The 21,390-nt window shown below is 66.4% G+C and carries 20 protein-coding genes; 14 read left to right on the top strand and 6 right to left on the bottom strand.

Annotated elements, in window-relative coordinates:
* The first annotated feature begins 203 nt into the window (after positions 1 to 203).
* Together ACQPW1_RS05305 and ACQPW1_RS05310 are read left to right on the top strand one after the other, a co-directional pair.
* Positions 204 to 1,196 (top strand): alpha/beta hydrolase, encoded by a 993-nt coding sequence (locus ACQPW1_RS05305; RefSeq protein WP_433665150.1) that lies wholly within the window; start codon positions 204 to 206, stop codon positions 1,194 to 1,196.
* Positions 1,197 to 1,322: 126 nt separating this feature from the next.
* Positions 1,323 to 2,558, top strand: coding sequence for an Nramp family divalent metal transporter (locus ACQPW1_RS05310; protein WP_433665151.1), 1,236 nt, complete (start codon positions 1,323 to 1,325; stop codon positions 2,556 to 2,558).
* Between the two features lie 910 nt (positions 2,559 to 3,468).
* Here the strand turns inward: ACQPW1_RS05310 and ACQPW1_RS05315 are convergent.
* Positions 3,469 to 4,494: an SDR family oxidoreductase gene (locus ACQPW1_RS05315; RefSeq protein ID WP_433661642.1), complete on the bottom strand. Its 1,026-nt coding sequence runs from the start codon at positions 4,492 to 4,494 to the stop codon at positions 3,469 to 3,471.
* Between the two features lie 308 nt (positions 4,495 to 4,802).
* Positions 4,803 to 5,624, bottom strand: a complete 822-nt coding sequence (locus tag ACQPW1_RS05320) for an enoyl-CoA hydratase-related protein (protein ID WP_433661643.1) — start codon at positions 5,622 to 5,624, stop codon at positions 4,803 to 4,805.
* Positions 5,625 to 5,755: 131 nt separating this feature from the next.
* Here ACQPW1_RS05320 and ACQPW1_RS05325 point away from each other — a divergent pair, with 131 nt between their 5' ends.
* Entirely contained in the window at positions 5,756 to 6,964 is a 1,209-nt protein-coding gene (locus ACQPW1_RS05325; protein ID WP_433661644.1) for a TetR/AcrR family transcriptional regulator, read from the top strand.
* A 132-nt stretch (positions 6,965 to 7,096) separates the two neighbouring features.
* Here ACQPW1_RS05325 and ACQPW1_RS05330 read toward each other — a convergent pair whose 3' ends face one another.
* Complete coding sequence (locus ACQPW1_RS05330; protein WP_433665152.1) at positions 7,097 to 8,893, bottom strand: transposase; 1,797 nt, start codon at positions 8,891 to 8,893, stop codon at positions 7,097 to 7,099.
* A 135-nt stretch (positions 8,894 to 9,028) separates the two neighbouring features.
* The gene (locus tag ACQPW1_RS05335) at positions 9,029 to 10,555 is read right to left on the bottom strand and encodes an aldehyde dehydrogenase family protein (protein WP_433661645.1); all 1,527 of its coding nucleotides are present in this window, start codon (positions 10,553 to 10,555) and stop codon (positions 9,029 to 9,031) included.
* A 365-nt stretch (positions 10,556 to 10,920) separates the two neighbouring features.
* On the opposite strand from ACQPW1_RS05335, the gene ACQPW1_RS05340 reads away from it, so the two are divergent.
* From ACQPW1_RS05340 to ACQPW1_RS05350, 3 genes are read left to right on the top strand one after another with little or no spacing between them, the layout of a single operon-like run.
* Positions 10,921 to 11,904 (top strand): ATP-binding cassette domain-containing protein, encoded by a 984-nt coding sequence (locus ACQPW1_RS05340; RefSeq protein ID WP_433661646.1) that lies wholly within the window; start codon positions 10,921 to 10,923, stop codon positions 11,902 to 11,904.
* Entirely contained in the window at positions 11,901 to 12,725 is an 825-nt protein-coding gene (locus ACQPW1_RS05345; RefSeq protein WP_433661647.1) for an ABC transporter permease, read from the top strand. The genes ACQPW1_RS05340 and ACQPW1_RS05345 overlap by 4 nt, the downstream gene beginning before the upstream one ends.
* A 17-nt stretch (positions 12,726 to 12,742) precedes the next feature.
* Positions 12,743 to 13,591, top strand: coding sequence for an ABC transporter permease (locus tag ACQPW1_RS05350; RefSeq protein WP_433661648.1), 849 nt, complete (start codon positions 12,743 to 12,745; stop codon positions 13,589 to 13,591).
* Here ACQPW1_RS05350 and ACQPW1_RS05355 read toward each other — a convergent pair.
* Complete coding sequence (locus ACQPW1_RS05355; RefSeq protein ID WP_433661649.1) at positions 13,561 to 14,751, bottom strand: lycopene cyclase family protein; 1,191 nt, start codon at positions 14,749 to 14,751, stop codon at positions 13,561 to 13,563. The genes ACQPW1_RS05350 and ACQPW1_RS05355 overlap by 31 nt on opposite strands.
* 234 nt (positions 14,752 to 14,985) lie before the next feature.
* Here ACQPW1_RS05355 and ACQPW1_RS05360 point away from each other — a divergent pair, with 234 nt between their 5' ends.
* Positions 14,986 to 15,990, top strand: coding sequence for an alpha/beta hydrolase (locus ACQPW1_RS05360; RefSeq protein ID WP_433665153.1), 1,005 nt, complete (start codon positions 14,986 to 14,988; stop codon positions 15,988 to 15,990).
* Position 15,991: 1 nt separating this feature from the next.
* The gene (locus ACQPW1_RS05365; RefSeq protein WP_433661650.1) at positions 15,992 to 16,927 is read left to right on the top strand and encodes an esterase/lipase family protein; all 936 of its coding nucleotides are present in this window, start codon (positions 15,992 to 15,994) and stop codon (positions 16,925 to 16,927) included.
* A gap of 9 nt (positions 16,928 to 16,936) precedes the next feature.
* Here the strand turns inward: ACQPW1_RS05365 and ACQPW1_RS05370 are convergent, their stop codons facing one another.
* Positions 16,937 to 17,413 carry a hotdog fold domain-containing protein gene (locus ACQPW1_RS05370; RefSeq protein WP_433661651.1) on the bottom strand — a complete coding sequence of 159 codons (477 nt, stop codon included), beginning with the start codon at positions 17,411 to 17,413 and terminating at the stop codon, positions 16,937 to 16,939.
* Between the two features lie 183 nt (positions 17,414 to 17,596).
* Here ACQPW1_RS05370 and ACQPW1_RS05375 point away from each other — a divergent pair, with 183 nt between their 5' ends.
* From ACQPW1_RS05375 to rplB, 6 genes are all read left to right on the top strand, one after another.
* Complete coding sequence (locus tag ACQPW1_RS05375; protein WP_433661652.1) at positions 17,597 to 18,013, top strand: hypothetical protein; 417 nt, start codon at positions 17,597 to 17,599, stop codon at positions 18,011 to 18,013.
* Between the two features lie 536 nt (positions 18,014 to 18,549).
* Positions 18,550 to 18,855 (top strand): 30S ribosomal protein S10, encoded by a 306-nt coding sequence (gene rpsJ, locus ACQPW1_RS05380; RefSeq protein ID WP_003938093.1) that lies wholly within the window; start codon positions 18,550 to 18,552, stop codon positions 18,853 to 18,855.
* 14 nt (positions 18,856 to 18,869) lie between these two features.
* Positions 18,870 to 19,535, top strand: coding sequence for a 50S ribosomal protein L3 (gene rplC, locus ACQPW1_RS05385; protein ID WP_433661653.1), 666 nt, complete (start codon positions 18,870 to 18,872; stop codon positions 19,533 to 19,535).
* Positions 19,532 to 20,206 (top strand): 50S ribosomal protein L4, encoded by a 675-nt coding sequence (rplD, locus tag ACQPW1_RS05390; RefSeq protein ID WP_375918601.1) that lies wholly within the window; start codon positions 19,532 to 19,534, stop codon positions 20,204 to 20,206. The genes rplC and rplD overlap by 4 nt, the downstream gene beginning before the upstream one ends.
* Positions 20,203 to 20,508, top strand: a complete 306-nt coding sequence (gene rplW / locus ACQPW1_RS05395) for a 50S ribosomal protein L23 (RefSeq protein ID WP_040731336.1) — start codon at positions 20,203 to 20,205, stop codon at positions 20,506 to 20,508. The genes rplD and rplW overlap by 4 nt, the downstream gene beginning before the upstream one ends.
* 33 nt (positions 20,509 to 20,541) lie before the next feature.
* Positions 20,542 to 21,381 carry a 50S ribosomal protein L2 gene (gene rplB, locus ACQPW1_RS05400; RefSeq protein ID WP_357386115.1) on the top strand — a complete coding sequence of 280 codons (840 nt, stop codon included), beginning with the start codon at positions 20,542 to 20,544 and terminating at the stop codon, positions 21,379 to 21,381.
* Positions 21,382 to 21,390: the final 9 nt, after the last annotated feature.

A 21,390-nucleotide genomic window follows, 5' to 3' on the forward strand; every position in this document is an offset into this window, starting at 1 on the left:
CGTATGGTCTGCCGTGGTGTGTTCAGGGCATCCACCGCGGGCGGGTGCGGCCTCGCGCATTCGCGGCTCGCAAGCGCTCCAAGGGAAATGCAGATGGAATCTCGAGACGAAGCGAAGGTGTGAAATTGATACGTCGACAGACCCGGCGCAGTGGCCTGCGTGCCGCCGCGGCGATCGCGGCAACAGCGGTCCTTGCGGGAGTGATGACCGGCCTCGGCGTGACCTCCGCTTCGGCCGCTGATCCGATCATCGATGGCAAGAGCCTGCTCGCCAACCCGACCGCACCGGACGGCTCGAAGATCACCAAGGCCGAGTACAAGGATGACCGCAACATCCGGCTGTACGTGTACTCGGCGGCGATGGATCAGAAGGTCATCATCGACGTCCAGCGCCCGGCCGACGCCTCGGTGCCGCGCCCGGCCCTGTACCTGCTCAACGGAGCGGGCGGCGGCCAGGACGATGCCTCCTGGCAGGCGAAGACCGATGCGCTGCAATTCCTTTCGGACAAGAACGTCAATGTCATCCAGCCGATCGGTGGCAAGTGGAGCTACTACACCGACTGGATCAAGGACGACCCGACGCTCGGCCGCAACAAGTGGAAGACCTTCTTCACCGAGGAGCTGCCGCCGCTGGTCGACGGCGCGCTCGGCACCAACGGCGTGAACGCGATCTCCGGTCTGTCCACCTCGGGCACCACCGTGCTCGCGCTGCCGATCGCCAAGCCCGGCCTGTACAAGGCGGCCGCGGCCTACAGTGGCTGCGCCCAGACCAGTGACCCGGTCGGCTCGGAGTTCGTCAAGCTCACCGTCGAGACCTGGGGTGGTGGCGACACCAACAACATGTGGGGCCCGCAGGGTTCGCCGGAGTGGGCGGCCAACGATCCGTACGTGCACGCCGAGGGCCTGCGCGGACTGGACCTCTACATCTCGACCGGCAACGGTCTGCCCGGCCAGTACGACACGCTCGACGGTAAGTACGCGCTCCCCGGCGCCTACGGTCTGGCCAACCAGATCATCATCGGCGGCGTGATCGAGGCGGGCACCAACTTCTGCACCAACAACCTCAAGGGCAAGCTGGATTCGCTGGGCATCCCGGCGACCTACAACTTCCGCAACAGCGGCACCCACTCGTGGGGCTACTGGCGCGACGAGTTCCAGCTGTCCTGGCCGGTGCTGGCCCGCGGCCTGGGCATCTGACCGACCCAGTAAATACCGACCGACCGCCTGGTTATACCTTTGGGTATGACCAGGCGGTTTGGTTTTACGGGTACTACTAACGAAAAAGTTCGGGAACCCGTAAAATTCTGTTCTGTGAGTACAACCTTGGTCGAATCCGCTAGATCTGCGTCCCAGCGGGCCCGTGCGGCCAGCCTCTTGCTCGGGCCCGCCTTCGTGGCCGCGATCGCGTATGTCGACCCGGGCAATGTCGCGTCGAACATCAGCGCGGGCGCCCAGTTCGGGTACCTGCTGGTGTGGGTCATCGTGATGGCCAACGTGATGGCCGGACTCGTCCAATTCCTTTCGGCCAAGCTGGGTTTGGTGACCGGCATGTCGCTGCCGGAGGCGGTGCGGGAACGGTCGGGCCGCACGACCCGGCTGGCCTACTGGGGGCAGGCCGAGACCGTCGCGATGGCCACCGACCTGGCCGAGGTGGTAGGCGGCGCGATCGCGCTCAACCTGCTGTTCCAGCTGCCGCTGCTGGTCGGCGGCGTGATCACCGGCGTGGTGTCGATGGGTCTGCTGCTGGTGCAGGACCGGCGCGGGCAGCGGCCGTTCGAGCGGGTGATCACCGGGCTGCTCGCCGTCATCGCGATCGGCTTCCTGGCCAGCATCTTCATCTCACCGCCCTCGGTCGGTGGCACCCTCGGCGGACTGCTGCCGAGGTTCCAGGGCTCGGAGAGCGTGCTGCTCGCCGCGGCCATGATCGGCGCGACCGTCATGCCGCACGCGGTGTACCTGCACTCCGGCCTGGCCAGGGACCGGCACGGCCACCCGGCCGCCGGACCGATGCGGGTGCGGCTGCTGAAGATCACCAAGATCGACGTCGTGCTGGCGATGGTGCTGGCGGGCACGGTCAATCTGGCGATGCTGCTGATGGCCGCGAACACGTTGCGCGACCGCGAGATCGAGACACTGCAGGACGCGCACACCGCCGTCGGCGACGCGCTCGGCCCGGTCGCGGCACTGCTCCTCGCCATCGGCCTGCTCGCCTCCGGCCTCGCCTCGACCTCGGTCGGCGCCTACGCGGGCGCGATGATCATGCAGGGCCTGCTGCGCCGCCACATCCCGCTGCTGCTGCGCCGCCTGGTCACCCTGATCCCGGCCCTGGTCATCCTCGCCATCGGCATCGATCCCACCCGAGCACTGATCATCTCCCAGGTGGTCCTGTCCTTCGGCATCCCCTTCGCCCTGATCCCCCTGGTCCGCTTCACCAGCGACCGAGTCCTGATGGGCAACGACGTCAACCACCGCATCACCACCGCCCTGGCTTGGCTGATCGCAGCCATCATCTCGGCCCTCAACGTCGCCCTGATCTACCTGACGATCACCGGCGCCTGAAACCCGAACCGCCGCCCAACCATTCACCATCCACAACCGGTTGCAAACAACCCTCAACAACAACCAGAGACCAAGCGACAGATAGGTCGCCTTCGCACACCTGCTTCTTCCTCTACACACCCCTCATCACGCCACGAGGTATGTGGAAGAAACAGCAGGTATGCGAACAGGCCTGGCCACAGCCGCACCAGCTGATCCCGCCGGAACTGCACACCCTTTGTCTAGGCCGCACACCCCGTACACGGGGTGTGCGGCCTAGACAAAGGGTGTGCACCCCTCAACTCGCCACGCTGACAACAGAATCCGCACCCTCTCTCGGGATCCGCACTCTTTCTCGGGATCCGCACCGGCTTTAGGGCCCTATTCCGAGTGCGGATCCCGAGAAAGAGTGCAGATGTTGGGCAATGCCGGGGTTCGCTCGGCGGGTCTGATCGACAACCCAACCGCCACTCGACCACCCACCTCTTGTCCAAAGCGCTTGTGACGCAACCACAGCCAGATGACCACCCCGGGAACGCGACACCACGCACCTGACGTGCACCTAAAGCCGGGTACGGCACACGACGCGCCCACACTACTCACGGGAAAACCGGGGTAGGTCTTCAGTTTTCTGGGCTGGTCGCGTTGGGTCGTCCTTAGTTGTACTTACCCGGTAGGTACACCTATCCGGGGAATGATCGAGTAGTGCTGAGCACGTCGCCTGCCATACCCGGCTTTCTCTTCCGCGGCCTGGGATGGGCAACGTTCGGGTTCCAGCGTGAGGACTGGCTGTGGTCCGGTTGAGAGAGGCTGGGGAAAGAGGAGGGACGCAAGGTGGTTGGGCCCGATCGAGGCGAGTGAAATGGTTGCTGCCCAAGATCTTTTAGCGACCATATGACTCACCTCGATTGGAGGTGAGTCGGTTGCGGCGTCAGACCCAGTTCTCGATCCAGTACTTCCAGATCAGTGGGGCGTAGCCGGCCAGTGGGGGCACCTTGATGTCGGTGCCCGCTAGCGCGGCGGTGGTGCGCTGGCAGTCGAACCAGCAGGTGAATTCGCTGTGCTCCAAGACATCTCGGGGGACACCGACGCGGGGGAGGACCCAGCTCGCGCCCGGTACTTGCAGAACCATGTCGAGTGCGCGTTTCGGCATCACCTCGACGAGATGTGGGGCACCGGCCTCGTCGGCGAAGAGGTTCATCGCCTCGGCCACGCTCTGTCTGCGCGGATCGACCAGATGGTAGGTCGTCGCGTCCGAGCCGGGTTGGTGCGCAATATGATCCAGCGCGCGGGCCACGAAATCGACCGGGACCATGTTGGTTTCGCCGAGCTTGGGCACCAGCACCGGCAGGATTCTCGGCAGCTGCGCGCCCATCCGCAGCAGCCGGAAGAAGTAGTAGGGGCCGTCGATCCGATCGATCTCGCCGGTCCTGGAATGGCCGATCACGATCGACGGGCGATAGATGCGCCAGGGCAGCGCGGCATCGCGGACGATCCGCTCGGCCTCGAACTTGGTCCGCTGCGTCGGCGTGGCCAACACCTGGCCCTCGTCGAACATGTCCTCGGTGAACAGGCCCTCCGCCGAACCGGCCACCTCCACCGTCGAGACATGATGCAGCAGAACGGCTTTCAAGCCCTCGGCAACATCGACCAAATGCCGGGTGCCATCGCTACGCTCGGCGAGATCGAAGCTGGACGCCAGATGGAAGACATGATCGATCGAGCCGCGATGCTCGGCCAGCCACGCCGGATCGATACCTAGACCGGGCGCGCCGAGATCACCGGGCACCGGCCGCACCCGATCACCGCCGTCCCACTCGCGGGCACAACAGGTGAACCGGTCGGCGGACTCGGCGCCCGGCCGCACCAGCACATGGATAGCACCCTCGCGTTTCAGCAGCTCGGGGATGAGGAACCGACCGATGAACCCAGTTGCCCCGGTAACCAGGTAGCCCATAGCCGAGGAGCTTAGCCGTCCCGCCTCTCCGGGACTTCAGGCCAGACTCGTGTGCGGTAGGTGTCGCGTTGGCGACCGGCGGTTCGGTGGTGGGTTGTGTTAGCCGGTGCCCGGTGAGTTACCCATGTTGTCGCGAAATCAGTTGGCTGGTCCGCCTCTCCGCGACTTCAGGCCAGACTCGTGCGCGCTGACCGTGGCGTTGGCGACCGGCGGTGCAGTGGTGGGTTGAGTTCGCCGGTACTCGGTGAGTTACCCATGTTCTTGCGAAATCAGTTGTCGCGTCGGCATGGTTCGGGGTTGGCCGGTCTTCAGTCTTCGAAGACCGGCTTGCGCTTGGTGAGCATTGCGGTGGCTCCCTCGAGGAAGTCGGGGGACTTCAAAAGTTCGGTCTGGCCGGACTTTTCGGCTGCGAGGGCGGGGTCGAGGGCGGTCAGAGTTGCTTGGTTGAGGGCTTGCTTGGTCAGTTCCAGGGCGCGGCGGGGGCCGGTGGCGATCTTGGTGGCGGCGGCTTCGACCTTTGCGTCGAGGTCGGGTTCGGGGACTACCGCGGTGAAGAGGCCTGCCTGTTTGGCGGCGGGGGCGGGGAGGCGCTCGCCGAGGAGGGCCATCTCGGCGGCGAGGGGGCGGCCCGCGGCGGCGGCGATCATGGCGGCCGCGCCGCCGTCGGGCATCAGGCCGATGTTGATGAAGGCCAGGAGGAGATAGGCGTCGTCGCTGGCGTAGACGAGGTCGGCGGCCAGCGCGAGGGCGACGCCGACGCCTGCCGCGGCGCCCTTGACGCGGGCGATCACCGGGATCGGGGCGTCGACGATGGCCTTCACCAAGCGGTTCGCGGCGTCCATCGTCATATCGGGGGTGATGCCGCGCTGGGCCTCGCGCACGGTGGCCGAGAGGTCGGCGCCGGTGCAGAAATCGCCGCCGTCGCCGGTCAGCACGATCACCCGGACGGACTTGTCCTTGGCCGCGTTCACGAAGGTGTCGCCGAGGGCCAGCATGGTGTCGTAGTCGACGGCGTTCTTGCGCTTCGGGTTGGTGATCGTCACCCGCAGCACCTTGCCGTCGAGCACCGCCGAAAACCGCGTCGCGGGCGTGGAGGACGCGGCCACGGCCGCGGAATCGGTATTGCTCATGTCTGCTCCTACGCTGGAACTCAGCGGCTACCCTGCCATGAATACTGGTTAACTTTGCGAATTGTGGTTAACTTAGGTTCCATTGTCGGGCCCTGTCAACCAGCGGAGCCGCCTGGAGAACGGAGAGGTGCATGGTCGCGGAACGCAGCGAGGTCGGCCTCGCTTCCGCGCGCCCGGTGCGCCGTCGCCCCAAGGATCGCAAGGTACAGATCATCCGGGCGGCCGCGCGCGCGTTCAGCGATCGCGGGTACTACCCGGTCGGGGTCGACGAGATCGCCGCCGAGGTGGGGATCTCCGGACCAGCGCTGTATCGGCACTTCACGAACAAATACGCGTTGCTCGTCGCGGCCGCCGAAGAGGGCGCGCGACACCTGCTCAACGTCGCCCGCGCCGCGGACGACGCGCAGCTGGATCCGGACAAGCGCCTGGATGCGCTGATCCGGGCGATCAGCGAACACACCATCGAGATCCGCCGCGAGGCCGGGCTGTACCGCTGGGAGCGGCGCTACCTGGAACGCGAAGATCGAGTCCGGATCAGGAAGATCTACGACGACCTGAACGGCACACTCGCCGAACCCATCGCGCTGCTGCGCCCCGACGCGCCGCCCGCCGATGTCGCGATGCTGGCCGCCGCCGTGCTCAGCGCGATCGCCAGCATCTCCGCGCATCGCAGCGCGCTGTCCGGTGCCAGGCTGCTGCCGCTGTTGCACGACATGGCGTGGGCGATCCTGCGCGCCGAGCTGCCGCCCGCGCCGCCGGAACCGGATCCGGGACCGGTCACCCGCGGCCTGCCGGTGTCGTCGAAACGCGAACAGCTACTCACCGAGGCGATTCGGATCTTCGGCAGGCAGGGCTATCACGAGGCCAGCATCGAGGAGATCGGTGCGGCCGTCGGCATCAACGCCTCCAGCGTGTACCGCTACTTCGCCAGCAAGTCCGACCTGCTCGCCGCCGCGTTCTACCGGACCGGCGACCGGGTCGCCCTCGCGATCACCGAGGCATTGGCCGAGGCGACCAGCCGCGAGGACGCCGTGCGCCGCATCGCCGAGCGCCAAGCCCGGCTCACTTTCGCGATGCCGGAGATCATGCCGGTCTATTACGCCGAATTCAGCAACCTGCCACCGGCCGAACAACACAAACTGCGCGCCATTCAACGCCAGAACGTCCTCGAATGGGCCAACCTGCTGGACGGCGATCCGGTCGAGGCACGCTTCCGAGTGCACGCCGCCATCGGCCAGGTAATCGACGTCGGCCGCCTGCTTCGATTCGACTCCCGCCCACCGCAATTGGCCCGGGTTACCGCCCTCATGCAAGCCGTTCTCCTCGGCAACAAGGCATAGCCGCAAACCTTCTGATTTCCCGCACCGGAAATCGCATGCGATTCCAGCGGGCTGTTGCGAAATGGGTGCTGGTGTTGCGGGCCGCGTAGTGGCCGGCAACACGGGGTTGGTAGATCCTCCCGGTCCTGCTTGTCAGCAGGGCGCCAGGGTGAGGTGGCGGGTTCCGATGGCTTTGAACAGGTTGTGAACGAGGGCGTGGAAGCTGAATTCTGCTGCGGCCCGGCTGGTTCCGCGGCTGGTGAAGCGTCGGAAGCCGAGGTTGTGTTTGGCGTGGCCGAAGGGGGTTTCGGCGATGTGGCTGCGTTGTTTGTAGAGGGCGGCGCCTTCTGGTGTGCGCAGCCGGTGATCCATTTGCTCGATCACCGGCGCGTCGGTGGGCGGGGGGCCGGTGGTGGGCCGGGTGCGGGCGGCGGTGGCCAGGTCACGGCGTTTGCCGATGGCGATGAGCCGGGCGGGCCCGGCGGCGGTGAGGTTATCGGTGCTCAGGTAGCCGGCGTCGGCGAGCAGCATTCCGATCGGGGCGGGTGAGGTTTCACCAGTGGTGTCGGGACCGGCCGGGGCTGTTACCGCGGCCGTGTAGTCGTTGAGAAGTGTTGCGATAGAAGGGTTTTCGTGTGTGTCTACGGGATGGTGGGCGGTGATGAGGTCGGCGGCGGTAGCGGCCTTGCCCATCATCTCGGCGAAGGCGGGACAGTCGCTGGGATTGTTGGCGACCCCGGTAGCGATGATCAGTCCGTCGCCGCAGGTGACGGCCTGACAGTTGAATCCCTGCAACCATCCCCCGCCGCGCAGCGGCATCGGGCGAGACTCGGGGTCGGTGATATTGCGCTGGGCGTCTTTATCGTTGCCGGCCCGCTCGGCGGCCTTGCGGGCCGCCCCAGCCCGGGTCACCGCCTCGGCCTGCGCGGTTACCGCCTGCGCGGCGACCGCACGATCCAATGCCCGGCGCACGCGTTTGACCGCGTACTCCTCATCCACCGGGGCGGGCCGGCGCCCGCGCCCGCCCGCCGCCAGCCAGCGCTCGATCTTGGCTTGCTGCGCGGCGCGGGCCTGTTCCCAGTTGCGGGTCAGCACCTGCACCCGGATCTCGGCCGGGGGCAACCCGACCCGGGGCCCCCGCTCGTCACGACGGCGCTGATAGTCAGCGACCATCGCATCACGAGCGACCTGCCTGGCCTGCTCACGCTCGCGCCGACGGGCCCCGGCCCCCTCACGCGCCTCGGCGCGAGCGGCGTTTTCAGCCTCCAACTCCGCCAACGCCGCAGCGATCCGCGCCGCCCGAGCCGAGGGCTCGACCAACTCCGTGGACATGCCCCCACCACGCTCATCGGGCCCGAACTGCTCGTCCTCGGCGGCATCGGTGGCCGCATGCTCGGCCGCCGCCGCCCGCGCGGCCGCCCGCGCCGCATCAGCGACGGCTTGCTCGCCAGCAGCCGCCCGCAACCCCTCCTCGGTGCGGTTCGCGCTCAACGACGCGTTCGAGGCGATCTTCACCGAATCCATCGCCACCACCCCCAACCGGCCCATACCCAGACGCGCGCACAACACCAGGACCTGGGTGAACAACTCCTCCACCACATCAGCCAGCTCGCCACGGAACCGGGCAATGGTCACATGATCAGGCACATCCCCGCCACAGATCACCCGGAAGGTGACATCACGCGAGCACAACCACTCGATCTTGCGCGAGGACCGCTGGCCTTGGGCCCACGCCCAAATCAACAACGTCAGCAACATATCCGGGTCATACCCCGCACGCCCCACACCACCAGTGCGGCGTTTGGCATGCAACCGCGAAGTGTCCAACCCCGCCACCGCCTCGATCACCAGCCACACCGGATCGGAATCACTCAACCACTCACGCATATCCGGCGGCATCAAAAACTGCTGATCACGATCCACCCAGCGATAACCCTTGGCCACCAACACATCATCGATCACCAACCCTCGACACACCCAACAACCCACAAATCCTGTTGTCCGGCCGCTACGCGGCCGGACAACACCCACCCACCATTTCGCAACAGCCCGCCAGGTGCGGGAAATCAAGGGGTGTGCGGCAATTCAGGTGCGACGCCCATGGCGGATTCGAAAGATGGTCTTGGCCAAGCGTAAATGGCGCGGGTGCCGGTCGAAGGTGGACAGATTGACCGGCGCCTTGTAGCGCTTGCGGGCGATGGCCAGGGTGTGGCTGAACTCGCGCAGGCCCTGATCGCCGTGACTGTGGCCTTGCCCGTATTCGCCGACGCCGCCGAAGGGCAGCGCGGGAATGCCCGCGTAGGCGGTCGAGGAATTGATGGTGACCACGCCGACGCGCAGATGCTCGGCGAAGGTCTCGATCTCGTGCACGTCCCTGGTGAACACCGAGACCGCGACATCGTTGCCGACGGCGTTGATGCGCTGCGCTGCGTCCTCCATGCTGGTCACCTTGTTCACCACCAGCACCGGTCCGATGCCCTCGCCGGTGATCGCCAGGCTCTCCTCGGGCACCTCGGCGAGCACCACTGGTTCGATGTACGGCTCGCGAATCGAATCCAGTCCGCCGACCACCGCGCGCCCGCCGCGGGCCAGCGCGTCGCGAATCTGCCTGCGCACCACCTCGACTTGCGACTCCAGGATCATCGGACCGTAGGAAGCGCGCTTGTCGGCGCCGGGGCGCAGCTTGGCGGCCTGCGCCACCACGAGCTCCAGGAACGGTTCGTACACCGACTCCGCGACATAGGCTCGCTGAATCCCGGTGGCGTTCTGCCCGGCATTGGCCATCGCCCCGAACACCGCGGCCTCGGCGGCGTCATCGAGCTTCGCGTCGACGTGCACGACCATGCTGCCCTTGCCGCTGCGCTCCACCACCACCGGCGTCATCGTCTGCGTACACAGCGCGATCACCTCGCGCGCACCGGCATCCGAACCGGCGTAGGCGATCTTGTCCACCTTGGCCCGGCACAGCGCGTTGCCGGTCGCGTGGTCACCGGTAACCACCTGCAGCACCGGCTGATTCGGCGCCAGCCTGGCCCAGCTGTCGGCCAGCCAGACGCCGACGCCGGTGGTCAGCTCGTGCGGTTTGAACACCACCGTGTTGCCCGCGGCCATCGCGTAGGCGATCGATCCCATCGGCGTGAAGACCGGGTTGTTCCACGGACCGAGCACCCCGATCACGCCGAGCGGCAGGTAGCCGACCGAGGCCTGCTGATTGCGGGTCAGCCAGGTGGAGCCGAGCTTGTGCCTGCCGAGCGCGCGCGCCGCGTTCCGGGCCGCCCAGTCCAGGTTCTCGACCGCGAGCATCACCTCGATCGCCGCGTCCGCCTCCGGTTTTCCGGTCTCCTCGGACAGGATCTCGACCAATTCGCCTGCGCGCCGCGCGATATCGCGCTTCCAGTCGAGCAGCCAGCGTTTGCGGCCGCTGAATCCCAGCTCGGCCCACCATTTTTCGGCCGCGCGGCCGGCGCGCACGGTCCGGTTGATTTCGCCCGCGCCCATCACGGCGTAGTTGCCGACGGTCTCGCCGGTGCGCGGGTCGTAGGACGTCAAGACGTTCGATCGGCCCGATCCTCCGGGCTGCGCCGCCACTTGTGGCTGCGCGGACTCGGCCATGATCACCTCTCGCAGTATCGAAATCGGCGGATGGCCACTTGCGAGGCGGCCGCCGCGGACGAGTGAGTGTTCCCCCGATTAGCAGACTATGGTCGCCGCGACGGGCCGACAAGGCTCCTGCGCCCCCACCGCGCTGCCCTTGACACGGCCCACCAGCGCCGATCTGCGTCGCGCCGGACCGATATCGATGGGTGTGAGTAAGGACACATTTAGTTCAGCCCCCTGTTGGGTACCGTGCGGGCGGCCCGGTGCGAACCCTGCATGCCGGTAACATCACGCCAAGCGCTACGGATCACTAATGGGGACGTATACGCGCGCGCTCCGGCGACCACGAGTCGCCGCAAAATGCCGATAGTGGAGAGTTGATGCCGAGCTTGAACCAAGCAGATCTGCACGCGAGTGAGCCAGCGGTCCGGGTAACGGACGTGCGGAAGTCGTTCGGCGATGTGCATGCACTGCAGGGGGTCAGCTTCGTTGCCGACCGCGCCTCCGTCCTCGGCATCCTCGGACCGAACGGTGCCGGTAAGACGACGATGGTGAAGATCCTGTCCACGCTGCTGCGCCCGGACTCGGGCACCGCCGTGGTCGCCGGGCACGACGTGCTGAAGGACGCCGCGGGGGTGCGCCGGTCGATCATGATGACCGGCCAGTACGCCGCGCTCGACGAGAACCTCTCCGGCCGGGAGAACCTGGAACTGTTCGGCCGCCTGATGGGTCTGAGCAAGTCCGCCGCCCGCAAGCGGGCCGACACCCTGCTCGAGGAATTCGACCTGGTGAGCGCGGGCCGAAGGGCGGTGCGCCACTACTCGGGCGGCATGCGCCGCCGGGTCGACATCGCGTGCGGTCTGGTGGTGCGGCCGGAGGTGGTGTTCCTCGACGAGCCGACCACCGGCCTGGATCCGCGCAGCCGCCAAGGCGTCTGGGATCTGGTGAACGCGCTGAAGGCACAGGGCATCACGGTTCTGCTCACTACGCAGTACCTCGAAGAAGCCGACGTGCTCAGCGACAACATCATCGTCATCGACAAGGGCACGGTGATCGCCGAGGGCACCGCCGACGAGCTCAAGGAGAAGACCGGCGGCAGCTACTGCGAGGTGGTCCCGCTGGACCCGACGCAGCTGCGCCCGACCGCCACCGCGCTCGGCGACCTGGTGCCTGCCGCTGTGCTGGCCGGCCTCAACGGCGGTGACCGGCTCTCGATTCCGGCGCCGGAGGGCGCGGCCACGCTGACCGAGGCGCTGCGCCGACTCGACACCGCGGGCATCGAGCTCGCCGACATCGCGCTGCGCAGGCCTTCGCTCGACGACGTCTTCCTGTCCATCACCGGACGTTCGGGTGGGACGGCGTGACCACTGCCACCGCTCCGGACCGGGCCGCCGACGCGGCCGCGTTGTTCGCGGATCTACCCGAGGCGCGGCTGTCCTCGTTCGCGCAGTGGCGCGCGCTGTCCGGCCGCATCGTCTGGACCATGGCCACCAAGGGCGAGCTGATCGTCGCGGTGGTGACGCCGCTGGTGTTCACGCTCGGGTTCTATCTGCCGCTGCGCTTCGTGATGAAGTTCCAGGGCATCGACTACGCCCAGTACGTCATGCCGATCATCGTGTTGCAGACGATGGCCTTCACGATGATGTCGAACGCGCAGTTGGCCGCGTTCGAGGCGTTGACCGGGTTGAGCACCCGGATGCAGACCATGCCGATCGGCATGCTCGTTCCGCTGTCCGCGCGGATCGCGGCCGGGTTGATTCGCTCGATCACCTCACTGACCGCGGCGCTGGTCTTCGGGTACGTGATCGGCTTCCGCTTCACCGAGGGGTTCGGCCAGGCCGCGCTGTTCTGCCTGTTCTCCCTGGCGGTCGGCACCACGCTCGCGCTCGGCGCCGACGCGCTCGGCAGTCTGACCAAGAGCCCGGAATCGTTGAGCCAGGCGCTGACCCTGCCCACGCTGATCTTCGGCATGCTCTCCTGCGGATTCGTCCCGGAACGTAGTTTCCCGACGTGGATTCAGGGGTTCGTGCGTAATCAGCCGGTCTCGCAGTTCTCCTTCGCGTTGCGCGACATGGCCTCTGGCGGAGTGAGCTGGCAAGTGTTGTGGGTGCCGCTGGTCTGGGTGATCGGGCTCGCGCTCGTCTTCATCCCGCTGGCAATCTGGGCGAGCGTGAGGCGATCATGAGTTCTGTAGAGGCCCCCATGGCACCGATCGAAGAGACCGACAAGATCTCGTGGAACACGCTGTTGCCCGAGGTGACGGCGAAACCCGAGAACTCGCTGAGCAACTGGGTCACGCACAGCCTGATCCAGTGCAAGCGATTGCTGCTGGTCTGGGCCCGCGATCCCGCGACGACGATCCAGACGCTGGTCTATCCGGCGCTGACGCTGCTGATGTTCAAGATCGTGCTCGGCAAGTCGATCACCAGCTACACGGGCCAGCCGAGCATCTACGCCCAGATGGCGTTGCTCACGCTGGTCGCCGCGATGTCGGGTGCGGTCGTGAGCGCGCTCGGCTTCAAGGGCGAGAAGATGACGGGCCTGCTCGGCCGGTTCTGGACCATGCCGATTCACCGGGCGGCCGGTCTTACCGGACGGCTACTGGCCGAGGCCGTTCGCGTACTGGTCACCACCCTGTTCGTCATCGGCGTCGGCCTGCTGCTCGGCTTCCGGTTCAACCACGGCCTGCTCGCCGGTATCGCGCTGGTCGGCATCCCGGTGCTGTTCGGCGTCGCCTTCGCCGTGCTCGTCACCGCGCTGGCCACGATCACCGAGGGCGTGATGCTGGTGAACATCATCGGCATCATCAACACGCTGCTGATGTTCTTCAACACCGGCTTCGCACCGGCCTTCGCCTATCCGATCTGGCTCCAGTCGACGATCCAGAACCAGCCGATGAGCTGTGCGATCGACGCGATGCGCGGACTGTCGTACGGCGGACCGGTCGCCGATCCACTGATGAAGACCGTGCTGTGGACGGTCGGCCTGATCGTGGTGTTCGCCTACCCCGCGGTGCGCGGCTATCGCCGGGCCGCGGAGACCGGCGCCTGATCGAAGTCGTAGTCCAGCCAGCGGTTGCGGTTGGTCCAGCCGACCAGGTCGTAGCGCCAACGGAACGGCCAAGTGTGCGCGACGGTGTTGAACAGGACCGCACCGAGGGCGGTGTAGTCGTCGTGCGCGGACAGCAGTGCGCGCTGTCCGCGCGGCGAAGCGGTGAAGAACGCGTCGAACATGGCGATCGACTGTTCGGTGGTCAGGCGGCCGAGGCCCCATAGCCCGCGCATCCGCATCCAGTACACCAATCTGGCTCGGCGCGGCCACAGTTCGGCGATCGGGTCGCTGCCCTGCTGTACCGCAGTGATCGCGGTGTCCACCAGCGCGAGGGAGTCGGCGACGCTGTAACCGGTGCAGGGGTGCATCATGCCGCCGCGCGAGCCGAACGGAACCGCATGGGCGACGCCCTTTTTCGGCGGCGGCTGATCCAGCGGATAGTGCGCGGCCTCGGTCGGCTCGTCACCGGTCAGTCGAATGCCGTGCGCGGCAAGGCGACTCAACGTGCGCCTGCGCAGTTCGTGCTGCGGCATACCGCCGCGCAGTCCGAGGCTGGTTTCCTCGAAGATCACGGTGCCGTCGCCGAGCGGCACGGAGTACAGGAACGACGGCGGCTCGTCGGGGCCCGCGCCGTTCTCCGGCCGCCAGTCCAGTAGTAGCCCCTCACCCTCCTCGACCATCGGCGCGGCCGTTTCGGCGGCGACGAAGATGCCGTGCGCGCTGGCGGCCCGGCGTCGGCCGAGGGTGGGTAGGCCGCGGGTGTCGAACACCGTGGCCGCGGTGATCGTCGTGCCGTCGGCGAGTTCGACGGTGTGCGCGTCGACCCTGGTGGCACGGCCGGTGAGCACGGTGGCGTCATCCAGCGGGAGTGCCTCACGCAAACCGGTTTTCGACAGCACGCAGTAGGCGCGATCGATGCGGTGTTCGGACTTGGCCCAGACCGTCGGCTGCGGAATCGTGCTCGCGATCGCGCTCGACGGCAGCCAGTTCGGCAGCTCGTCGACCCAGCAGGAGTAGGTCGGCGGCCACAGCCGGTCCGGTCGCGGATCCACGGCGGTCACCCGGAGTCCGGCCCGCATCGCGCGATGCGCCAGCGCCCGGCCGGTCGGACCGAGCCCGACCACGCATACGTCGACATCCCGGACCGCGCTGACACCCATGCAGGCATTCAATCCGCTGCGGCATGGCCGACGCAACTATCCCGGCACATCGGGCCCCCGGAAATCGGGTCTCGCGGCAAAGGAAACAAAGTGAAAGCACGCATTCCGACAATTGCGCGCAATCCTGCCCCCAGAATTGGTGGCCCAGCAACTTCAGTGATGAAAAAGTGTTGTTTCGCCCCGTAATCTCAACGTCGGACGCGGGTGGTTTCCGTGTCCGGGAGAAGGGGAATCATGAGAGGCAGCAACCGCGGCTTGCTAAGTGTGCTCGCGGTCACAGTCGGTGCAGCTGTTATAGCGATTATGCCTGCACCGGCGCACGGGGCGCCAGCCGAGTCGGCAATTGTCGCGGTGCAAGAGCACGATGCGCGAAAGCTCACGTTGACAATTCATTCCGCGGCGATGGATCGCGATATCCAGGTGGAGACGCAGCGCGCGGCCGACACCAGCGTGCCGCGCCCGGTCCTCTACCTGCTGCAGGGCGCGAGCGGCGGCGAGGACGGCGTCACCTGGGCGACGGAAACCGATGCGATGCAGTTCCTTTCGACCAAGAACGTGCACGTGGTCTCGCCGATCGGCGGCATGTTCAGCTACTACGCGGACTGGGTCAACGACGATCCGCGCCTCGGCAAGCAGAAGTGGAAGACCTTCCTGACCCGCGAAATGCCGCCGCTCATCGACAAGTACCTCGTGACCAACGGTCGCAACGCGATCGCGGGCTTCTCGATGGCGGGCACCACCACCCTCGCGCTCGCCGCCACCAGCGGCGACTTGTACTCCAGCGTCGCCGCTTACAGCGGTTGCGCGCAGATCAGCGACCCGGTCGGCCAGGAGTTCGTCCGGCTCACCGTGGAGACCTGGGGCTGGGCCAACGTGTCCAACATGTACGGCGTGGCAGGCGATCCGCGCTGGGCGGCCAATGATCCCTACGTGCAGGCCGAGGGGCTGCGCGGCAAGTCGATCTACATTTCCAGCGGCGGCGGGCTGCCCGGAAAGTACGATGAATTGAACGGCAAATACGCATTGCCCGGCGTAGACGGTTACGCGGCGCAGCTCATAAAGGGTGGCGTCATCGAAGCGGGCACGAATTACTGCTCACGCAATATGCAGACTCGCCTGACCAAATTGGGCATTCCGGCGACTTTCGATATTCACCCGGACGGCACCCATTCTTGGGGATATTGGGAAGACGCGTTGAAGAACTCGTGGCCTGCGCTGTCTGCACCGTTGGGAATTTAAGATGTGGATTCGGAAACAGGCCGCGAGAATCGCAGGCCTGATTCTCGCTGCCGCCGGTGCGGCCGTACTGCACGCACCGGCCGCGGTGGCCGCCCCGCCGATTCCGGCATTCGCGGGCGCCAACGACTGGGCCTGCCATCCGTCCGCGGAACGCCCACAGCCGGTCGTGCTCGTGCACGGCTCGGGCACCGACGCGGCCAACAGTTTCGCCCTGCTCGCGCCGCTGCTGCGGGCCGAAGGTCACTGTGTGTTCGCGGCGAATCTGGGCCCGACGCCCGGGTTGCGTGATGTCGTGAGCGGCCAAGCGGGTTCGGGCTCAATGGGTATCGGCCCGGTCGGTGCCGCGATGCTCGGTCGCACCATCTACGGCGTCGGCGACATCGATCGCATGGCAGCCGACCTGAACGAAGTCGTGCAGGCCGTGCGCAGCGCTACCGGCGCACGCCAGGTCGCGCTGGTCGGCCACTCCACCGGCGGCACCGTGATCCGTCAATACCTGCGCGCGCAGGGCACGGACGCGGTGACCCAGGTGATCACCCTCGGTACCCCGTATCGGGGCTCGACCTGGGCGGGACTCCGGACGAACTATCCGGATCTCGCCTCACTCGGCCTGGAGAACGCGCAGATCGCGGCCCAGGTCTTCGGAACTCCGGGTCAGCAACAGGTGGTTGGGTCACCGTTGCTGAGCCGGCTGAACGTGGGAGGCGAGACCGTGCCCGGTGTCCGGTACACGGCCCTCGCCTCCCGCGCCGACGAAATCATCACCCCGCAGGAGACCGCGCTGCTCGCATCGCCCACCGGCGGCAATCGCAACATCTGGCTGCAAGACGGCTGCCCGACCGACATCGCCAATCACAGTGGCCTGCTGGGGGATACGCGGGTCGCCGCGATAGTGCTCAGCGCACTGGCGAACGACAACCGCGCCCTGCCCTGTTGAGGAACGGCCCTACTGCGGGGTGACCCAGGTGGTGATGTCGGCGTGCACGACCTCGAGGCCGTGCTTGTCGTAGACCGAGACCGGCACGATCAGGTTCCGGCCCTCGGTGATCGTGGTGAAGTCGGGGATCTCGTCCAGCTTCGCGACGGCCCGCAGGCTGGTCTCCGCCTTGGCCAGGTACTGCACGTTCATCGCCTTCGGGATCCAGCGGTGGGTGCTCGGCACGGTCGCCTCGCTCAGCATGCCCATCGCCACCTCGGCCAGGTTGCACGCCGCGATGGCGTGATAGGTGCCGAGGTGGTTGTGGATGCCGAACCACTTCGGCGAGGTCACCTCGCACAATCCCGGCTCGAGCCGCACGACGCTCGGCAGCACCGTGCCGAAATACGGCACCCGCGCCACCATGCCCAGCGAGAACAGGGTGTGACCGAGCCGATTGTCCGGCAGCTTCTTCCAGCTGCGGAGGGTGGCAGTCTCTTTCGTCATGGGCTCATCTTACTGCGGAGTAAGTTCGGCTCGTCCACTGTGTCGTAGCTCATGTCGAAAACGGACGAATCCGCTATTTCGGCAGGAGTTCGTTTGCTATGTTTTGGCGTTGCGGCGAACTGCTGACGCAGCTGGGGGTCAACACCATTTCCGTTGGCGCATAAGAAAGTTGGAGTTTCCATCATGCGTATTCGTGCTGCCGTCGCGACGTTGGGCATCGCGGCGGGGCTGGCCGCCACCGCGGCATCGTTCGGGGCCGGCCAAGCCGCCGCGTTTCAGCCCGTGATCGAGCCGCAAAACGGCGTCTATCTCGGCGTGACCCTCGATCACTCGGAGACCGTGGCGCTGCGGAACTCGCCGCTGCCCGGCATGGTGGATCAACTGTGGCGGGACCGCGGGCTGATCGACATCGACCCGCGCTCGCTGTACGCGTCGGACGATGACGTGATCTATGCCGACTTCTCCGACGCGATCGACGAGGCGGCCGCCTTCCGATACGGATCGGTCAATATCGGCATCGTCGACCCGGCCCGGCTGTACGAGATGAACCTCCCGGCGTTCCAGGGTCGCAACCTGCTGCTCGTGCAGTTCCTCGACTGACCGATAACGGGCACCCGGAACTGATCTGATCGACGGCGGCGCGGTGGGCGAAAGTCCGTCGCGCCGCCGTTTGCGTCCCTGGGTGCATGCCCGTGACCTGGGCGGAGCTGCTCGCGGGGGCCGGATTTGAAGTAGCCGACCGCGTCGGGCATACTGTTCGGGTTGCCTTGTACCAGTGCCGTGCCTGTTTCCGTGTGAGACGGGATGGCTAGGCGAGGCGAGTACCAACAATCGTGTACCTCACTGGGTCAACCGGTGTGGGTACGTCCGGGAACACGGTTCCAGGCCTGAGATGAAGTTTTATCCGGGGCCGAGGAATGAGCGGCTGTGTCAATTCTGGTCGGAGACCAGAACGACACGCCCGACCGCGTGGACCGGAGAACCATGACAGATGAACAGCGGCGAGGGTCAGGCATGCGTGCCTGATCGCGGTCTCTCGTGAGACGTCTTCGTGTGTTCGGGCTGTGCAAATTGAGGGTGGTACGGAAGCCAGCTTCCGGATCACGAAGGTATAAGCGGAGAAAAGGACACTTAGCGTGGCGGGACAGAAGATCCGCATCAGGCTCAAGGCCTACGACCACGAGGCGATCGACGCGTCAGCGCGCAAGATCGTTGAGACGGTGACCCGCACTGGGGCCCGTGTCGTCGGGCCGGTGCCGTTGCCGACCGAGAAGAACGTGTACTGCGTCATCCGTTCGCCGCACAAGTACAAGGACTCGCGCGAGCACTTCGAGATGCGTACGCACAAGCGGCTTATCGACATCCTCGACCCGACGCCGAAGACGGTCGACGCGCTGATGCGCATCGACCTGCCGGCCAGCGTCGACGTCAACATTCAGTGACGGGGACTGGAGATATGACTGACAACAAGAACAGGCCCGCGGCCGGCATCCTTGGCACCAAGCTCGGGATGACCCAGGTGTTCGACGAGAAGAATCGCGTCGTTCCCGTGACCGTCATCAAGGCCGGACCGAACGTAATCACCCAGATCCGCACCGTGGAGCGCGACGGCTACAGCGCCGTCCAGGTCGCTTTCGGCGCCATCGACCCGCGCAAGGTGAACAAGCCGGTCTCCGGCCAGTTCACCAAGGCCGGTGTCACACCGCGCCGCCACGTCGCTGAGATCCGCGTCGCCGACGCCTCCACCTTCGAGGTCGGCCAGGAGATCAACGCCGACGTCTTCGAAGAGGGCGCCTACGTCGACGTGACGGGTACCAGCAAGGGCAAGGGCTTCGCCGGCACCATGAAGCGTCACGGCTTCGCCGGTCAGGGCGCTTCGCACGGTGCGCAGGCTGTGCACCGTCGCCCGGGCTCCATCGGTGGCTGTGCCACCCCCGGCCGCGTGTTCAAGGGCATGCGCATGTCGGGCCGGATGGGCAACGACCGCGTCACCACGCAGAACCTCTCGGTTCACAAGGTTGACGCCGAAAACGGCCTGCTGCTGATCAAGGGAGCGATCCCGGGTCGTCGCGGCAATGTCGTGATCGTCAAGAGCGCAGTGAAGGGTGGTGCGCACGCATGACCAGCCTCGAGAAGAAGGCCAACCTGAGCCTGCCGGTCAAGGAACTGGGCGGCAAGACCAATGGCACCGTCGAGCTCCCCGCGGAGATCTTCGACGTGACCGCGAACATCTCGCTGATGCACCAGGTGGTCATCGCGCAGCTGGCTGCGGCTCGCCAGGGCACGCACTCGACCAAGACCCGCGGTGAAGTTCGCGGTGGTGGCAAGAAGCCGTACCGGCAGAAGGGCACCGGCCGCGCCCGTCAGGGCTCGACCCGCGCACCGCAGTTCACCGGTGGTGGCGTCGTGCACGGCCCGCAGCCGCGCGACTACAGCCAGCGCACCCCCAAGAAGATGATCCGCGCCGCACTGCGTGGAGCACTTTCGGACCGGGCGCGCAACGAGCGCATCCACGTGATCACCGAACTGGTTGCCGGGCAGGACCCGTCGACCAAGACGGCCAAGAGCTTCCTCGCGGAGCTGTCGGACCGCAAGAAGTTCCTCCTCGTCCTCGGACGTGAGGACATCGCGGCCTGGAAGAGCGTGCAGAACCTCGAGTTCGTGCACCCGATCGCGCCGGACCAGCTCAACACCTATGACGTGCTGGAAAGCGACGAGGTCGTATTCAGCGTGGAGGCACTCAACGCCTTCGTGCACGGCCCCGCCGAGGCGGCACAGGAGGAGAGCAAGTGACCACCATCGCCGACCCCCGCGACATCCTGCTGGCGCCGGTCATCTCGGAGAAGTCCTACGGACTCATCGAGGAAGGCACCTACACCTTCATCGTGCACCCGGATTCCAACAAGACGCAGATCAAGATCGCCGTCGAGAAGGTCTTCGGTGTCACGGTTACCAGCGTCAACACCGCCAACCGTCAGGGCAAGCGCAAGCGGACCCGCTTCGGTTACGGCAAGCGCAAGAACACCAAGCGCGCGCTCGTGACCATCTCGGCCGACAGCAAGCCCATCGAGATCTTCGGAGGCCCGGTCGCGTAAGCGCCTGGGACTCCAGAAAGAAGAGAAGAACTCATGGCAATTCGTAAGTACAAGCCGACAACCCCCGGCCGCCGCGGGTCGTCCGTTTCGGACTTCGCTGAGATCACTCGGTCGACCCCCGAGAAGTCGCTGATCCGTCCGCTGCACAGCAAGGGTGGTCGTAATGCGCACGGTCGCATCACCACCCGGCACCGCGGTGGCGGCCACAAGCGCGCCTACCGTCTGATCGACTTCCGTCGACTGGACAAGGACGGCATCCCGGCCAAGGTCGCACACATCGAGTACGACCCGAACCGCACCGCGAACATCGCGCTGCTCCACTTCGTGGACGGCGAGAAGCGATACATCATCGCGCCCAAGGGCATCGCGCAGGGCACCCCGATCGAGTCCGGCCCCACGGCCGACATCAAGCCGGGTAACAACCTGCCGCTGCGCAACATCCCGACCGGTACCACCATCCATGCGGTGGAACTGCGTCCGGGTGGCGGCGCGAAGATGGCTCGTTCGGCCGGATCCAGCATCCAGCTGCTCGGTAAGGAAGGCACCTACGCCACGCTGCGTATGCCGTCCGGTGAAATCCGTCGCGTCGACGTGCGCTGCCGCGCCACCGTCGGCGAGGTCGGCAACGCCGAGCAGTCGAACATCAACTGGGGCAAGGCCGGCCGTATGCGCTGGAAGGGCCGTCGCCCCACCGTCCGTGGTGTCGTGATGAACCCGGTCGACCACCCGCACGGTGGTGGTGAAGGCAAGACCTCCGGTGGTCGCCACCCGGTCTCGCCGTGGGGACAGCCGGAAGGCCGTACCCGCAAGCCCAACCGCCCGAGCGACAAGCTCATCGTCCGCCGCCGCAAGTCCGGCAAGAACAAGCGCTGAAGGAGGAGG

It is taken from the genome of Nocardia sp. CA-128927 (assembly GCF_050955855.1).
In the GTDB taxonomy this organism is placed as follows: Bacteria; Actinomycetota; Actinomycetes; order Mycobacteriales; family Mycobacteriaceae; genus Nocardia.

Excerpts from the sequence above, each read along its gene's own strand:
- ACQPW1_RS05360 (WP_433665153.1), top strand. The coding sequence starts at position 14,986 with ATGAGAGGCAGCAACCGCGGCTTGCTAAGTGTGCTCGCGGTCACAGTC.
- ACQPW1_RS05315 (WP_433661642.1), bottom strand. The coding sequence starts at position 4,494 with ATGGGCTACCTGGTTACCGGGGCAACTGGGTTCATCGGTCGGTTCCTC.
- rplB (WP_357386115.1), top strand. The coding sequence starts at position 20,542 with ATGGCAATTCGTAAGTACAAGCCGACAACCCCCGGCCGCCGCGGGTCG.
- ACQPW1_RS05325 (WP_433661644.1), top strand. The coding sequence starts at position 5,756 with ATGGTCGCGGAACGCAGCGAGGTCGGCCTCGCTTCCGCGCGCCCGGTG.
- rplC (WP_433661653.1), top strand. The coding sequence starts at position 18,870 with ATGACTGACAACAAGAACAGGCCCGCGGCCGGCATCCTTGGCACCAAG.
- ACQPW1_RS05335 (WP_433661645.1), bottom strand. The coding sequence starts at position 10,555 with ATGGCCGAGTCCGCGCAGCCACAAGTGGCGGCGCAGCCCGGAGGATCG.
- ACQPW1_RS05340 (WP_433661646.1), top strand. The coding sequence starts at position 10,921 with ATGCCGAGCTTGAACCAAGCAGATCTGCACGCGAGTGAGCCAGCGGTC.
- rplD (WP_375918601.1), top strand. The coding sequence starts at position 19,532 with ATGACCAGCCTCGAGAAGAAGGCCAACCTGAGCCTGCCGGTCAAGGAA.
- ACQPW1_RS05305 (WP_433665150.1), top strand. The coding sequence starts at position 204 with ATGACCGGCCTCGGCGTGACCTCCGCTTCGGCCGCTGATCCGATCATC.
- ACQPW1_RS05365 (WP_433661650.1), top strand. The coding sequence starts at position 15,992 with ATGTGGATTCGGAAACAGGCCGCGAGAATCGCAGGCCTGATTCTCGCT.
- ACQPW1_RS05320 (WP_433661643.1), bottom strand. The coding sequence starts at position 5,624 with ATGAGCAATACCGATTCCGCGGCCGTGGCCGCGTCCTCCACGCCCGCG.
- ACQPW1_RS05355 (WP_433661649.1), bottom strand. The coding sequence starts at position 14,751 with ATGGGTGTCAGCGCGGTCCGGGATGTCGACGTATGCGTGGTCGGGCTC.
- ACQPW1_RS05370 (WP_433661651.1), bottom strand. The coding sequence starts at position 17,413 with ATGACGAAAGAGACTGCCACCCTCCGCAGCTGGAAGAAGCTGCCGGAC.
- ACQPW1_RS05375 (WP_433661652.1), top strand. The coding sequence starts at position 17,597 with ATGCGTATTCGTGCTGCCGTCGCGACGTTGGGCATCGCGGCGGGGCTG.
- ACQPW1_RS05350 (WP_433661648.1), top strand. The coding sequence starts at position 12,743 with ATGGCACCGATCGAAGAGACCGACAAGATCTCGTGGAACACGCTGTTG.